Genomic DNA, 14,782 nt, shown 5'->3' on the forward strand with positions numbered 1-14,782 from the left:
GGTGGCGCTCGGTAGTGTTCAGCCCACCATGAACACAGACTCGCGGGTGACGACGCTGATTGTCGACAACGACGCCTGGGTGAGGCGCGGGATGAAGGACATCCTCGAAGCCACACCCGACATCGTGGTGGTTGCAGAGGCCGAGGACGGCGACCAAGTGCCAGCCAAGGTCACTCGATTTCGTCCCCACGTGGTACTGATGGACCTCAAAATGGTCCGCGTCGGGGGCTTGGAAGCAACTCGCCAGTTGATGTTGATGCCCAACCCTCCCAAGGTCATCGCAATGACGGCTTTCGACGTCGACGGCCTGGTGATCGAGGCGGTCGAGGCCGGCGCGCACAGCTTCATGCGGAAAGATGCTGCACCCGAAGCCTTTCAGCAGGCCGTGCGCGTCGTTGCATCCGACCATGCGCTGTTCAGCCGGGATTCTCTGCGGGCTATCGCCGAGTCCACTCCCCGTGAACCTGTTCGGGACCAGACGGCGTTGGCGGTGCTCACCGACCGTGAGCGCGAAGTTCTGGTGCAGTTGGCCACAGGTCTGGGAAACGGTGAAATCGCGGAGCGTATGTACCTCGGTGAAACAACGATCAAATCGCACGTCTCGTCGTTGTTCTCGAAACTCGGAGTGAACAATCGGGTGCGTGCATCGTTGGTTGCGTACCGCTGCGGTCTCGTCGTGTGATGTAAGGACTAATCTCGCTGCTGCTGTTGTTGGACCTTCGGTGACTGATCAAATCGTGATTGACCAAGACGTGACCATCGAAGTGTGGTCGGACGTTGCTTGTCCGTGGTGCTACATCGGAAAGACCAGGTTCCTCTCGGCCCTGGATCGTTTCGAGAACAAGGACCGCGTCAACGTCATCTGGCGCTCGTACCAGCTTGCGCCGGAGACTCCGGTGGGAGAGGGCCGCACGGAACTCGACGCCTTGGTCGAGATGAAGGGAATGGCGCCTGATCAGGTACGCCAGATGTTCTCGCATGTGAGCGCGACGGCCGCCGAGGTCGGATTGACCCTGGACTTCGACACCGTGATCGCCGCCAACACTTTTGATGCGCACAGACTGCTACATCTCGCCGGTGAGCGACAGAACGAACTCCTCGAAGCACTGTTCAAGGCTCACTTCAGCGACGGAAAGGTGATCGACGATCGTGAGGTGCTGGTAGATCTGGCTGTGAGTGTCGGCCTCGACGCGGACACCGTGCGTGAGCAGCTCAACTCCGATGCCGCCGCCGAGTCAGTGCGCGAGGATCTGTCCATGGCCCGCCAGCTCCAGGTCAGCGGCGTTCCGTTCTTCGTCGCCAACCGTGCGGTCGCTGTGTCCGGCGCTCAGCCCGAAGAGGTGTTCCTGCAGCTGCTCACGCAGGCTTCCGAGCCGGCCTGACAGCGAACATCCCTGACAGCGCGTGCGCAGAGGCGCTGTCAGGGATGGGTCACGGCCGCAATACGCAGCGAGTTCCCCCGTAGATCGTGGTAATACATTTGTTGCAGTGAATGCAGAGCGTCTGCCCGTGACCTTCTTCCTCGATCGTCTTGATCAAGTTCGGGTCGCTGAGCAGTGCGCGGCCCATTTGGACGAACTCGAATCCCTCACGCATGGCGAGGTCGATCGATTCCTTGCCCGTGATTCCGCCGAGCAACACCAGCGGGAGGTCTACTGCGTCGCGGATCTGGCGCGCGTGATCGAGTAGGTAGGCGTCGGTGTACGGGTAGGTGCGCAGGAAGTGCTTTCCCACCAGTTTTATTCCCAGCTTCTGTGGCTGCGGCATGAGTGCCCCGAATTCCCGTAGCGGTGCGTCACCTCGGAACGTGTAGAGGGGGTTCTCGAGTGAGCTTCCGGCTGTGAGGACCACCCCGTCCAGGGTTCCGTCTTCTTCGAGCCAGCGCACAACTGTGATTGCCTCTTCGAGCCAGAATCCACCAGGCACGCCGTCATCCATGCTGACCTTGGCGATCACGGCGATTTTCGTACCGACCGCGTCTCGGACGGCGCGTGCGGTTCGACGCGCGAAGCGTGCCCGATTCTCCAGGCTTCCCCCGTAGGAATCGGTGCGGTGGTTCAGTTTTGGGCTCAGGAATGAACTGATGAGGTAACCGTGACCGAAATGTAGTTCGATGGCATCGAAGCCTGCCTCGACGGCCGCTCTGGCAGCGTGGGCGTGAGCCTCGACGATCCGATCGATGTCTGCCTCGGAGGCGGCTTCGGCAAAACTGAGGGTTGTCAGGTGAAAGTGTCTACTCGCTGAAAGTGCCTTCTGGCCAGTCGCTTTCGGTGGTGCGACAGCACCCGCATGGCCGATCTGCGCTGAGACTGCCGCACCTTCGGCGTGAATCGCATCAGTCAACCGGCGCAACCCGGGCGCGGTTTCCTCGGTCCATTGGAGTTGCCCGCCGGCCGCACGCCCTTCCGGTGCGACGGCGCAGTAGGCAACTGTTGTCATACCGACGCCGCCGGCAGCGAACTTGCGATGAAAGTCGATCAGTTCGTCGGTGACGACGCCGTTGGGTGTCATTCCCTCGAACGTGGCCGATTTGATGATTCGGTTCCGGAGCGTCGCCGGTCCCAACTTCGCAGGCGCGAAGGCCTCCAGTGTGGTCATCGGCTCGTATCCAATTCTGCGACAGCTGCTTCGAGCTTCTTGATCTGGTGTGCCAGCCACCCGGATTCCCAGAAGTTCGCCTCGGTGGACGGCTGTGTCAGCAGTTCCCGGTGGCAGGCCAGGAGGACGCGGGTAGCAGGTCCGTTATCGGGCTCGAATGCGAGAGCAGCCTCGGACAGCGCGGTGGCTTCGACCACTGCTCCTTCGGCGAGTCTCGTTTCGGCGAGTTCGATTGCACGCTCCACTCCGGCCAGTTCGACGAGATCAGCCAGAGTCTTCGTTCGGGGCAGATCGTAGAGCGCTGTGGTGGAGTCGTGATGGAACCATCCCAGGTAGGTTTCCCAGATGGTCTTGACTCCCCACTTGACCTGACCGTAGCCCTGTCCGACGTAAAGGTGTGGCGGCAAGGCGATTTCGCGCATCAGCGATTCGACGGACTTACCCGCGTTGATTCCGTCGAGCGTCGTGCGGTGAACGTAGTCGACGGCGTCGTACATCCGCTTCAAGACGGCGTCGATCAGTTCTTCGCCCTCGATGGGCTCGCCGCGGCCGGTGATCAGTGTCTGCGGACGCAGATCACGCAGCGTGCGAATTGTCTTCAGGTACGGCTCGACAAAGCGGTATCGTTGTCCGCGAACGGTATTGAGATTGGGGAAGTGGCCGAAGAGAGGGCCGAGCAGATTGCTGATCATCGCGATGCGATGCTGCGGAAGCCACACCATTGCGCCGTCGACTGTTTCGCCTACACCAGAATGTAATTCGACATCCAGTCCGCCGACCGTGAGGTCGAGACGATCTGTGAAAGTGAGATCCGGGATCGGCTCGTCCTGTGCATTGGACACGGATGGGAATTCTGCGGCAAAGCGTGCGACGGTATCGCCGTCCCGGCCGAACCATACGGGTGCCCATTGACGCATCCGCTTGATGACACGAGCATCGTCGAGCTGAACGGACTGGTTCAGCTCGTTGGCCACGTAGACGGCACCCGGCTCACGAAAGGCGTGAACTCCACCGACGTGGTCGGTATGGCCTTGAGTGGTGATGATGTACCTGGTCGGCCCGGAGTAGATGTCGTCGAACAGCTTTCGATGATGCGGTCCTTCGAATCCGCAGCCGGTGTTGACGATGATCCGGCCGGCCGGCGTGACGATCATGTACGCCGAGCTGGTGCCGCCGCTGCGGTAGATGAAATCGTTGATCGTGATCGCTTCGTCGGTGTACTCAGGTTCGAGCAGGGTCTTTCCCGGTCGTTGTGCGATCAGAGCGTCGACTTGATCGGAGATGTGCTGGTTCACAGAACCTCTACTTTCACAGAGAAGGCGTCAAAATAGTTGGCAAATCGAGTGCGCAGTTCGGCCGGTTCTCGGCCGAAGTCTGCTCGCAGGTCGTACACAACCTGACCGCCCGAACCGCGTTTGTGACTGGACATGTACTCGCGGATCTCTCCTCGCGCCTGCTCGGTCATCTCGAGGCCGGCGCGGTTGTAGATGTGCTCGACAGTTCCGATGTCGTTCGCCATGAATTGGTCGAAGTACACATCCACTCGCCGCTCGTCGGGGATCAGGGCGAGATCGCGGGTTCCCGCATCGAGCAACCGGCTGACGCGGTCGATCCAGTAGTCGCACACCGCATCCAGGTCGAGCTCGTGAAAGTTCATCCGGGCGCCGTAGCCGACCATCGTCGCTGCAGACTGGACTACCGACACCGGATCGCGGTGTGTCATGACGACGGTGGCGTCGGGGAAGGTGTCCATGAGTGGACCGAGTTGCTCGAGGTGCTGCGGGCACTTGAGAATCCAACGGTTCGGACCACGTTGCCACTGAAGGAGTTTGAGCATCGTCTTGATGAACTCGTAATGGGGGCGCTGATCGTGGGCGAGATAGTAATCGCGCCAGCGAGGTGCCATCGACGACATCCACTCGAAGTTGTAACTCGAGAAATCGAGGCTTTCGAGTTCGAGTTCCTCGTGAATATGTTCCGGGGTCATCGGATGCATTGCTGCCACCAGAGGGCTCTTGGCCTGCATCTGGTTCCAACGTTCTTGGCTCCGAAGCAATCTCGGGTCGACGCCGTCCACGCCGAGTTCGTCACCCGCGAAGGGGACGGGTTCCTGACTTTCCCAGAGTGGCAGCGACCGGAAACGGGAATCAGCCGACATGAGGTTCAGGAGATGCGTGGTACCCGAACGCGGCAGTCCCACAACGATGATGGGAGCCACGATCTCCTCGTCGTGAATCTCGGGGTGGCGACGCAGGACATCCAGTACTCGAAGTCGGTTGGCCGCGTAGCGGGTGCACGCTGCGTGAGTAGTCATCCGGGAGACCGGTGAACGGTTGGGATCGGCGTCGATCTCGTCGAGCCACAACGCCAGTCGCTCGCGGAAGTCGTCAGGACCGAAATCGCCGAGGCCTGTTTGTTCTCGCGCGGCGGAGAGAACGCTGTCCACGGACAGGGTTATCGGGTTCGCTTCGGCGTAGGCCCACGTCTGTTGCTGGGATTCGGTGAGTACGGGGTAACGGAGGTCGGTGATGCGCACGCGTTTCGGTGAGGTTGCTTCAGGTTGCGCGGTGGACGACGGCATCGAAGTCATCCTCTGATCGAGAATCCGCCGTCGACGGGCAAGGTCTGTCCGGTAACGAATTGTGCGGCCGGGCTGGCAAGGAACAGTACGACGGGAGCGACGTCCACGGACGGGTCTGCCCACCGGGCCATCGGTGTGCGATCGAGTGACGGTTTGCTGTGTTCAGGGCGCTGCTGGAGTCCTGCCGTCATTTTTGTTGCCGTCAGTCCAGGGGCTATGGCGTTGACTCGAATGCCGTCCTTGGCCCAATTCGATCCCATCGTCTTGGTCATCTGGACGACGGCGCCCTTCGATGCGCCGTATCCGGGCACGACGTCGACGGCGAAGTACGACGCCATCGACGCGACGTTGATGATGGAAGCGCCGCCGCTCTGGGTGCTTTCCTTGAGTAGTGGGAGAACCGCGGAAGACATCCGGAATCCGCTCACGACGTTCACGGCAAGCGATTCCTCGAATACCTCCGGGTTCCACTCGCCCTTCTGGGTAAGTGTCTGACCGGCGTTGTTGACCAAGATGTCCAGTGTGGACAGCCCTGCCGCGACGGCGGCGATCTGCTCGCGATCTGTCATGACGCACTGCCGGTAGACGAATGCCGAGAGGTCGTGCTCGTAGTCGTCGGCCGACGCTTTGGTTCCGGTAATCGTCACGTGCGCGCCGGCGTCGACGAAGCGGTGGGCAATCGCAAGTCCGAGGCCGTTGGACCCTCCGGTTACGAGCACTCGGGAGGAAGAAAAGTCGAATGCCACAACACTTTTCGCAATAGAATCAGTTGCTCTGTCTTCGGTGCTTGATGTCATGAGGTGTGACAGTAGCCAGTTTGTGAACAATGTTCAATAGCTGTTGAACATTGTTTAGCGAGCAGCTAGTGTGTGTGGATGAACGCAACGAACACCACGTCTGTCCGCGGAGATACGGAAGCACGGCGCCGAGGGATCCTCGATGCTGCAGCAGCCATCCTGGATGTGGGTGGCTACGCCGCACTGACGATTCGGAGCGTCGCCAAAGAAGCCGGTATGAGTCCCGGACTCATCTACCAGTACTTTGTCGACAAACGCGACATCTTTGCAGCTCTCCTCTTCGAGAGTCAGCAGGAGTTGACCGTGTTCATTGCCGAATTGCCACGCGATCAAGGCATATCGGCCCTGATCGCAGCTATCGTGCCTGAAACCACCAAACAATGGGCCCGAGTCGGGCACGTGGCATCTGTGTGGCGAACGACCGAAGACGCTTCGAACTCCGACGGGCAAGCGGTCCAAGACTTACGACATTCCACCGAAGCACAATTCGCAGAGTTGCGGACAGCTCTCGAAGACGCAGCGGGTGCACAGGGGCTTTCACTCCGTGAGGGACCTTCCCTGATCCCCTTCGTCTGGGCCGGCCTCATGGGGCTGGCCGACACCATCGTCAACAACTGGGCCCAAGACCTCGATCCGACGGAGTACATCACGTACTCGGCAGACGGGCTAGCGAGGGCAATTACACACTGACTGGAGTATCGATGACGCGAACTACCACGCATCATGACGACCCACCCGAAGCGACGTGCGATACAACCGCTGCCATCGATATCAGCACTGCCGCAGGAGAACTGCTCCTCCGGTATCGCGAAGCGTTGACTCCCGACGATGTCGATCCCGTCGCGTTCCGAAAGGGTGCAGACCGAGTCAGTCAGGAATTCATCGCTGGGGAACTGGCTCGCCGATTCAGCGGCGACGCGGTGCTCTCGGAAGAATCACCTGACAATGCTGTGCGGCTCGGTGCGTCGCGTGTCTGGATCGTCGACCCACTCGACGGAACCCGCGAGTTCGGTGAGATCGGCCGCGGTGACTGGGCTGTGCACGTTGCATTGTTCGAAAACGGCTCTCTCACAGCAGGAGCCGTGGCGCTCCCGGGTCTGGGAATAACGCACTCGAGTAGAGACCCGGTACCGCTGTACAACGTCGTGCCGTCCAACCCTCGGGTTGTCGTAAGTCGCACTCGGAGGCCGGAGCCAGTGATGGCACTGGCCCGAGCGTTGGATGCCGAGTTGATCGAGATGGGCTCGGCTGGAGCCAAAGCCATGGCGGTAGTGCGCGGCGACGCTGACATCTACGCCCATGCCGGCGGACAGTACGAGTGGGATTCTGCCGCCCCGGTTGCCGTGGCTCAGGCTGCCGGCCTGCATGTTTCACGAATCGATGGCTCTGCTCTGCACTACAACCAAGAGAACCCTTGGTTGCCCGACTTGTTGATCTGCCGCCCTGAACTTGCTGCTACCGCACTGGAGGTGCTGAACCGATGACTACCACGCTGACGCATCTCGAACGGCTCGAAGCCGAGAGTATCCATATCATGCGAGAAGCGCTCGCCGAGAGTGAAAATCCGGTGATGCTGTATTCGGTGGGCAAGGACTCCGCCGTGATGCTGCACTTGGCGCGCAAGGCGTTCTATCCGTCGAAGCTTCCGTTTCCGTTGCTGCACGTGGACACTACGTGGAAGTTCCGCGAGATGTACGGCCTTCGCGACGAGACAGCAGCGGCGCCGGACCTCGATCTCCTCGTGTACAAGAATCCGGAATGTGTGGAGAAGGGAATCAACCCCTTCACCCACGGCAGTGCCGTCCACGCCGACATGTGGAAAACCGAGGGACTCAAGCAAGCCCTCGATCACTACAAGTTCGACGCCGCATTCGGTGGCGCCCGCCGTGACGAAGAAAAATCCCGCGCCAAGGAACGGATCTTCTCGATCCGATCGGCAGCGCACCGCTGGGATCCCAAGCAACAGCGCCCGGAATTGTGGCGGATGTACAACGTCCGCAAATCGCCGGGGGAGAGCTTGCGCGTGTTCCCGCTCTCGAACTGGACCGAGCTCGACGTGTGGGAATACATACGCCAGGAACAGATTCCGATTGTCCCGCTGTACTTCGCCGCCAAGCGTCCCGTCGTCGAACGTGACGGCGCGTTGATCATGGTCGACGACGACCGGATGCCGTTGCTGCCGGGTGAAACACCGGAACTCAAGAGTGTTCGTTTCCGAACCCTCGGGTGCTATCCGCTGACCGGCGCTGTCGAATCGACCGCGACATCCTTGACCGACATCATCCAAGAGATGTTGTTGACCACCACATCCGAACGCCAAGGCCGGGTCATCGACCACGACTCGAGCGCGTCGATGGAGAAGAAGAAGCAAGAGGGGTACTTCTGATGACCGTTTCCTCGGATCTGATTGCCGACGATATCGAACAGTATCTCGAACGTCATGCCAACAAGACGATGCTCCGCTTCATCACCTGCGGCAGTGTCGACGACGGCAAGAGCACGCTCATCGGTCGCCTTCTCTACGAATCGAAATTGGTTTTCGAAGACCAACTTACGGCTCTGGAAAACGACTCACGCAAGGTCGGCACACAGGGCGAAGGTCTCGATTTCGCGCTCCTCGTCGACGGACTGGCTGCCGAACGTGAGCAGGGCATCACTATCGACGTCGCGTACCGGTACTTCACGACCGAGCGTCGCAAATTTGTCGTCGCCGATACTCCTGGTCATGAGCAGTACACCCGCAACATGGTCACCGGCGCATCGACAGCTGACCTCGCGGTCATCCTCATCGATGCTCGCAAAGGTGTGCTCACTCAAACCCGCCGCCATTCGTACTTGGTTTCACTGCTCGGTATTCGACATGTAGTCATCGCCGTCAACAAACTCGATCTTGTCGACTACTCGCAGGAGGTGTTCGACAACATTGTCGCCGAATACCGTGCTTTTGCAGACGAAATCGGTTTGAAGAACGTCGTTCCGATTCCCATGTCGGCATATATGGGGGACAACCTCACCGAGCGCAGCGCGAATACCCCGTGGTACGACGGTCCGACACTTATCGATCACCTCGAAACCGTCGAGATCGACGATGATGTGCAGCAACGCCCGTTCCGTATGCCGGTGCAATGGGTCAACCGCCCCGACCTCGATTTCCGCGGCTTCTCCGGCCAGGTCACTTCCGGCATCATCCGCCCGGGTGATCGGATTCGAGCGCTTCCCAGCGGAAAGGAATCGACCGTCGCGCGCATCGTCACGATGGACGGTGATCTCATCGAAGCCATCGCCGGCCAATCCGTGACCATCACACTGACCGACGAGATCGACATCAGCCGCGGCGACATGCTCGCTTCATCGGATGCGCTGCCCCCGGTAGCCGACCAGTTCGAAGCCCACGTGGTGTGGATGGGTGAGCATGAGATGCTCCCGGAGCGGCCGTACCTCTGCCAGATCGGCACTATGACGGTCCAGGCTCGAATCACCAAGCCCAAGCACAAGATCAATGTCAATACTATGGAGAAGACGGCGACCGACACGCTTGCACTGAACGAAATCGGTGTCTGCAACCTGAGTTTCGACCGTCCGGTGCCATTCGACCCGTACGCCGACAACCGTGATACCGGTGGATTCATCCTCATCGACAGGTTGACGAACACCACCGTCGGCGCCGGACTCATCCAGCATTCTCTTCGGCGTTCGGACAACATTCACTGGCAGGCCGTCGATATCGACGAGAAGGCGCGAGAGACGCTCAACAGTCACAAACCGTGCGTAGTGTGGTTCACCGGGTTGTCCGGCTCGGGTAAGTCGGCGATTGCCAACGAGTTGGAGCGTAAACTCCATGCGCTAGGCTGCCATACCTATCTTCTCGACGGCGACAACGTTCGCCACGGACTCAACCGTGATCTCGGATTCACCGAAGCTGATCGTGTCGAAAACATCCGCCGCGTAACAGAAGTCGCTAAACTTATGGCCGATGCCGGACTGATCGTCCTCGCTTCGTTCATCTCACCGTTTCAGATCGAACGTCAATCCGCCAAGGAAACCATCGGCGCCGATCAGTTCTTCGAGGTGTTCGTCGACACCCCGCTGGCTGTCGCCGAAAAGCGAGATCCCAAGGGGTTGTACAAGAAGGCGCGCAGTGGTGCGTTGAAGAACTTTACCGGCATCGACTCGCCGTACGAAACTCCGGTCTCGCCGGATATTCGTATCGATACGACGTCATCGTCGACTCTCGATGCCGCTGATCAGATAATCCGGCATCTGCTCGAACGCGGAATCATTCACTGATTTCTCGATCTGCTGATAACTCAACCCTCAATTAAGGAGTCCTACATGCCTTCTCGTGACGAGATCTGCGCCGTTGTCGACAGCTACGTCAAGCTGCTCGGATCGCACCAGATCGATGAGTTGATGGAATTGTTCCATCAGGGTGCTGTGCAGCACGAGCCCGTCGGTGTTCGCACCAATCGGGGTTTTGACGAGATTCGGGCATTCTTCGCCGAGAGTGAGGACACGCCGTTCACCGTGAGTCTGCTGACCCCTGTCACTGTTGTGGGCAAGTTTGCTGCGATGCAAATGCGTGTCGAGCGCGAAGGTTTGGAGGATTTTGCGTCTACAGATCTCTTCGAGTTCGATGACAACTGCAAGATTCTCTCGATCACTGCAGTCCCCGACATCAAGGCCCTCATTCCCTGATTCGGGCGGCCCGGACGGCTGGAGCGTTCGAGAACGGGAGCAGATGTGCACCGATGTCGGGGCAGGAGAGCGTGACCTGCGCTGCATCGACAAACCGATACGGTTGTGCTGCAACTACTCCAGCAAGATTCTTGCGTAGGCGGGACATCTCGGCCCGTACGGTCACCGTGCGGGCTGGGTCGTCGAACAGGTCCTGAGCTAATTGCGACGCGGTGCGCCCTCTTCGCTCCGATCCCAGGAGAAACAGAATTTCCGCATGGCGCTGGGTGGGGGAGTACGTCCATTCACCCAACTCCGAAGACACTGTTACCGACATGCTCTCGGAATCACGCAGATCGACGTGCACTGTGGGAGCAGCGACGTTGCTTCCGGTGGAGGTCGGCCTGATCAGCCAACCTCCTGGTAGCGGATCCAATTCGCACAGCCCGAGGGCCGGGAACCACGTCCGGCCGGGAGTCAGCGCCGAGGGCAGCAGGATTCGAGTGCGATGTGGCAGAGAATCGACCGCCGCAACCCAGCCATGAGCGTCGGTGACCAGTGCGGGTGATCCGCCGCGTGCGAGCATCGGCGCTGCAACAGACCGTAATTGGTCGAGGTTGTCGCGGTGCTTGTCACGCAGGTGTGATTGGGCAAGACGTGCGACGGCGTCGACCAAGGCGAGTGTGGTGGGGTGAATGGTCTTGGCCGGCCCGCTGATGTCGACCACGCCGATTACCCGATCGTCTCGTGGATCTCGAATAGGTGCACCCGCGCAGGTCCACGGATGATGGCTGCGCGCATAGTGTTCCGCCGAAAAGATCTGAACGGCTTGATGCGACACCAATGCGGTGCCGATGGCATTGGTGCCGACAGAGTCCTCGGCCCAGTTTGCACCCTCGATAAATCCGAGCCGCCCCGCCTGATCCAGTACCCGATTGGATCCGCTGCGCCACAGCACTGTTCCACGTATGTCCGCGACAACCATGATGTTCTCGCCGCTCGCTGTCACCGATTCGAGTCCGCGGGTCACGTCGTCGAGTACGTCGTACAGGCCCGATTCACGGCGACGAAGGTCGAGTTCTGCCACATCCATCGACGGTTCGATTCGGCTCTGTTCAGGATCGACTCCCAGCTCTCTCAGCCGCTGCCAGGACTTGCGGATCACGTCGCGGGGACGAGCGGGGGATCGATCACCGGCCATCGTGGCGTCGTACACCGCGGCGAGGGTCCTCGCGTAGTTGCGAGGATCCTCACCGGGTGGCATCGCGGGCTCGGGCAACCGCGTTGTGGGTGTGGCCATGTCAGCGATATACCAACCCTCCGTCGATGAGTCCGGCTTGGCCGGTCATGTAATCAGAATCCGGTCCGGCCAGATAGGAGACGAACCCCGCCACGTCGTCGGGAGTCTCGGCTCGACCCAGAGCAATGCCGCCGACAAACTTTTCGTAGGTCGCACCTTCCGGTGCCCCGGTGAGTTCGGAGAATCGCTTGTCGATGGTGACCCACATGTCGGTTCCCACAACTCCGGGGCAGTACGCGTTGACTGTGATGCCGTCTGATGCGTATTCCTTGGCCGCAGCTTGGGTAAGTGCCCGGACGGCGAATTTAGTTGCGCTGTACACACCCAACATGGCAAAACCGTCGTGGCCTGCAATGGACGACGCGTTGATGATTTTCCCGCGCTGACCGAGTTCCTTGAACTTCGCGGCCGCGGCTTGAATACCCCACACCACGCCGTCGACGTTGACGCTCCAAATCTTGGAGACTTCCTCGGGGGTGACGTCGGACAGGGGGCCTACCAGTGCTATTCCGGCATTGTTGACGATGATATCGAAGCCGCCCAACGTTGAATGTGCGTGTTCAATGCTTGCCTGCACCTGGTCGCGGTCGCTGACATCGGCGATGAACGTGGTTGTCCGACGGCCGATTTCGCGAATCTCTTTGGCGACGGCATCCAGCTTGGTCTGGTCGAGATCGACTAGCGCGATGTCTGCGCCGTCGTGGGCGAGCCGGAGTGCGATTCCACGTCCGATCCCTTGGCCTGCTCCGGTGACCAGTGCAACTTTGCCGGTGATGCTCATATTCAGTGTCTCCTCGTTGGCGGGTAAGCCGATGAGTGAGTTATATGTGATGACGACCACACTATAGAAGGGTTGCATCGCGTTGCAAACCCGAACAATCGGACATCGATTGCAACTGTCGGCAACTCTCCCTGTGTCCGGTTCGGTGCCTTCATAGTTGCGCGACCACTTCGCGAATTGCTTTGTGGCACAAACCGGGAGAAGAAGATATGACTGCAACAGTCGATGTTCCGAAGGGTTCGGCGACGCCGAGCCGTCGACCCTCGCGCCGCTGGATTCCGTTCGGTGCTGCAAATCTTGTGATCGTTCTGGTTCTGGCTCTGGCGAGTTGGTATCTTCTGGCCGATCCGGTGACCAGCCCCTGGAATTTCTATCCGTTGCCGTTCAATGCAGCGCTGTTCTGGGCCATACTTTTTGTGGTGTTCATCGGCTTCAACTGCGAGTTTGCCGGATTCGATCGACTGCCGCAGCCGGCCAGAGGCGTTGCAATCATGGCAGCGACAGCCGTGTTCGCGGTTGTGGTGACGTGGTTGCTCGCCAACGGAATCGGGAGTCTGTATCCGGACTTCGCGGCAGGCCGCGCCGGCGGTCTCGGCTACTTCGCCGGTGCGTTGTTTGTGCTGTTCGGGTTCGGAACCTGGGTGATGGTGGTGCTGAACTGGCAGCATTGGCCGTGGGTCTCCATCGGGATGAAGCAGCCGTTGGTGGGTCTGTGCGAGATCGCGTTTGTCGCGGTACCGACGCTTGCCCTGTATTTCGTTTTCGGGCTGCCGTCCGTATCGCTGTCCGCAACCAATCCATTGATGACCGTCGACACCGTGCTCGGGTGGTTCTACTGCGTTGTGGTGGTCGTGATCTTGACCGGTCAGACTCTGGAAAATTGGCCGTGGCGGCTGTTCGGTAGTGGAGGGAAAACCGCACTCGCGGCTACGGTGGGCAATTTTGCACTGGGAACCGGGCTGTACTTCGTGGCACTGTCTGTTGTGAAGGTTCTGCTGGGAAGTGCTGCGGTTGCCGAGTTGGGTGGCGTCGTGAATCAGTTTCCGGCTCAACTCGGTGTGTGCTGGGCCTTCTGGATGATCTTCTGGGCCAATGCATTCGGAAACAAGCCGACTGGGTTCGCTGACGGGGTGAACCTGTTGATCCGCGCAGTGCTCACGTTGGGGCTGGCAGTGGTGACGTTCCTCTTCTACTACCGTTTTGCTGCCGAGCACATTCTTCACGAACCCGCAGTGGCCGACGGATTGCACGGCAATGCACTGGGTTTCGTGGACTGGACGGTGCTGTGGACGTTGTTCTACGTTGTCGGCTTCCAGTCGCTGGGGCTTGGCCGATTGAAGCCTGGATCCGCGTGAACTGGTTGCCCGCAAATGCATGCGGGCAACCAATCGCGTAGGTCAGACTTTCGTGAGGGGTGCTGACTCTGCGGCAGTTTCCTTCTGCGCCGCGTTCTTTCGTGCGGGAATCAGCAGCGCGATTGCACCGGCGATCAGTGCGGCACCGCAGGCGATGAGCAGACCTGTACGGAACCCGGCTTCCGTCGGGAGGGTGTGACCGGCGAAGTCCATACTCATCTGAGCCAGGACAACGCCAACGACAGCGGCGGAGATCGAGGTGCCGACGGACCGCATCAGGGTGTTGAAGCTGTTGGCCGACGCCGTGGCGGACGGCGGAACCGCGCCCATGATGAGGGCGGGCATCGAGCCGTAGGCAAGGCCGATTCCGGCGTTGCAGATGCAGCTCACGATCAGCAAGCCCCAGTCCGCGCCCTTGGACACAGCCAGCAGAAGCGAGACCAATCCGACTCCCAGTCCGAGTGCCCCGATCAGATCGAAGCGTCCGCCGGTGTTGTGTACCGGGGTGGCGGGAACGAAGACCAGATCAGCACGGCGATGATCACGCTGAGAGCATCTAGTCGTGCGTACCGTCGTGTCGAGATTCGGTGCGCGGATCGAGAATGGATCGGTAGAAGGACTGGCATGGACAAGCCCACGCATTTGATCGAGTTCGAAACCATGCTGCTCGGGCGACACGTCGGCCTCCATCCGCCG

15 protein-coding genes are annotated in these 14,782 nt (G+C 59.9%); 8 read left to right on the forward strand and 7 right to left on the reverse strand.

Features of this window, described 5'->3' with window-relative positions; translation table 11 throughout:
- Window positions 1-28 precede the first annotated feature (28 nt).
- Both RG2_RS29150 and RG2_RS29155 read left to right on the forward strand, forming a co-directional pair.
- Entirely contained in the window at window positions 29-682 is a 654-nt protein-coding gene (locus tag RG2_RS29150; RefSeq protein WP_033236385.1) for a response regulator, read from the forward strand.
- 40 nt (window positions 683-722) lie between these two features.
- Complete coding sequence (locus tag RG2_RS29155; protein WP_033236336.1) at window positions 723-1,382, forward strand: DsbA family oxidoreductase; 660 nt, start codon at window positions 723-725, stop codon at window positions 1,380-1,382.
- Between the two features lie 49 nt (window positions 1,383-1,431).
- On the opposite strand, the gene RG2_RS29160 is transcribed toward RG2_RS29155, so the two are convergent.
- From RG2_RS29160 to RG2_RS29175, 4 genes are read right to left on the reverse strand one after another with little or no spacing between them, the layout of a single operon-like run.
- Window positions 1,432-2,598 carry an NADH:flavin oxidoreductase gene (locus RG2_RS29160; protein ID WP_033236337.1) on the reverse strand — a complete coding sequence of 389 codons (1,167 nt, stop codon included), beginning with the start codon at window positions 2,596-2,598 and terminating at the stop codon, window positions 1,432-1,434.
- Window positions 2,595-3,893 carry an alkyl sulfatase dimerization domain-containing protein gene (locus RG2_RS29165; RefSeq protein ID WP_051730701.1) on the reverse strand — a complete coding sequence of 433 codons (1,299 nt, stop codon included), beginning with the start codon at window positions 3,891-3,893 and terminating at the stop codon, window positions 2,595-2,597. The genes RG2_RS29160 and RG2_RS29165 overlap by 4 nt, the downstream gene beginning before the upstream one ends.
- A complete protein-coding gene (locus RG2_RS29170) occupies window positions 3,890-5,179 on the reverse strand; it encodes a sulfotransferase family protein (RefSeq protein WP_051730708.1) in 1,290 nt (429 codons plus the stop codon). Before RG2_RS29170 ends, RG2_RS29165 begins: the two co-directional genes overlap by 4 nt.
- Before the next feature lie 5 nt (window positions 5,180-5,184).
- On the reverse strand, window positions 5,185-5,976 hold the full coding sequence (locus RG2_RS29175; RefSeq protein WP_051730702.1) for an SDR family NAD(P)-dependent oxidoreductase: 792 nt from the start codon (window positions 5,974-5,976) through the stop codon (window positions 5,185-5,187).
- A 78-nt stretch (window positions 5,977-6,054) separates the two neighbouring features.
- On the opposite strand from RG2_RS29175, the gene RG2_RS29180 reads away from it, so the two are divergent.
- Genes RG2_RS29180 through RG2_RS29200 form a run of 5 tightly spaced genes read left to right on the forward strand, consistent with a single transcriptional unit; the run spans window position 6,055 to window position 10,671 of the window.
- The gene (locus tag RG2_RS29180) at window positions 6,055-6,666 is read left to right on the forward strand and encodes a TetR/AcrR family transcriptional regulator (RefSeq protein WP_033236338.1); all 612 of its coding nucleotides are present in this window, start codon (window positions 6,055-6,057) and stop codon (window positions 6,664-6,666) included.
- 11 nt (window positions 6,667-6,677) lie between these two features.
- Window positions 6,678-7,460 (forward strand): 3'(2'),5'-bisphosphate nucleotidase CysQ, encoded by a 783-nt coding sequence (locus RG2_RS29185; RefSeq protein WP_080711833.1) that lies wholly within the window; start codon window positions 6,678-6,680, stop codon window positions 7,458-7,460.
- On the forward strand, window positions 7,457-8,362 hold the full coding sequence (cysD, locus tag RG2_RS29190) for a sulfate adenylyltransferase subunit CysD (RefSeq protein WP_033236340.1): 906 nt from the start codon (window positions 7,457-7,459) through the stop codon (window positions 8,360-8,362). The genes RG2_RS29185 and cysD overlap by 4 nt, the downstream gene beginning before the upstream one ends.
- Window positions 8,362-10,263, forward strand: coding sequence for a sulfate adenylyltransferase subunit CysN (cysN, locus tag RG2_RS29195; RefSeq protein WP_033236341.1), 1,902 nt, complete (start codon window positions 8,362-8,364; stop codon window positions 10,261-10,263). The genes cysD and cysN overlap by 1 nt, the downstream gene beginning before the upstream one ends.
- Window positions 10,264-10,308: 45 nt before the next feature.
- On the forward strand, window positions 10,309-10,671 hold the full coding sequence (locus tag RG2_RS29200) for a nuclear transport factor 2 family protein (RefSeq protein ID WP_033236342.1): 363 nt from the start codon (window positions 10,309-10,311) through the stop codon (window positions 10,669-10,671).
- Here the strand turns inward: RG2_RS29200 and RG2_RS29205 are convergent.
- Together RG2_RS29205 and RG2_RS29210 are read right to left on the reverse strand one after the other, a co-directional pair.
- Window positions 10,661-11,914, reverse strand: coding sequence for a GAF domain-containing protein (locus RG2_RS29205; protein ID WP_080711836.1), 1,254 nt, complete (start codon window positions 11,912-11,914; stop codon window positions 10,661-10,663). The genes RG2_RS29200 and RG2_RS29205 overlap by 11 nt on opposite strands.
- 37 nt (window positions 11,915-11,951) lie before the next feature.
- Entirely contained in the window at window positions 11,952-12,731 is a 780-nt protein-coding gene (locus RG2_RS29210) for an acetoin reductase (protein WP_033236344.1), read from the reverse strand.
- Window positions 12,732-12,940: 209 nt separating this feature from the next.
- Between RG2_RS29210 and RG2_RS29215 the strand changes: the two genes are divergently transcribed.
- The gene (locus RG2_RS29215) at window positions 12,941-14,086 is read left to right on the forward strand and encodes a hypothetical protein (RefSeq protein WP_033236345.1); all 1,146 of its coding nucleotides are present in this window, start codon (window positions 12,941-12,943) and stop codon (window positions 14,084-14,086) included.
- A 42-nt stretch (window positions 14,087-14,128) separates the two neighbouring features.
- Here the strand turns inward: RG2_RS29215 and RG2_RS29220 are convergent, their stop codons facing one another.
- On the reverse strand, window positions 14,129-14,764 hold the full coding sequence (locus tag RG2_RS29220; protein WP_230590353.1) for an MFS transporter: 636 nt from the start codon (window positions 14,762-14,764) through the stop codon (window positions 14,129-14,131).
- Between the last annotated feature and the right edge of the window lie 18 nt (window positions 14,765-14,782).

It is taken from the genome of Rhodococcus globerulus NBRC 14531 (assembly GCF_001894805.1).
GTDB lineage: Bacteria > Actinomycetota > Actinomycetes > Mycobacteriales > Mycobacteriaceae > Rhodococcus_F > Rhodococcus_F globerula.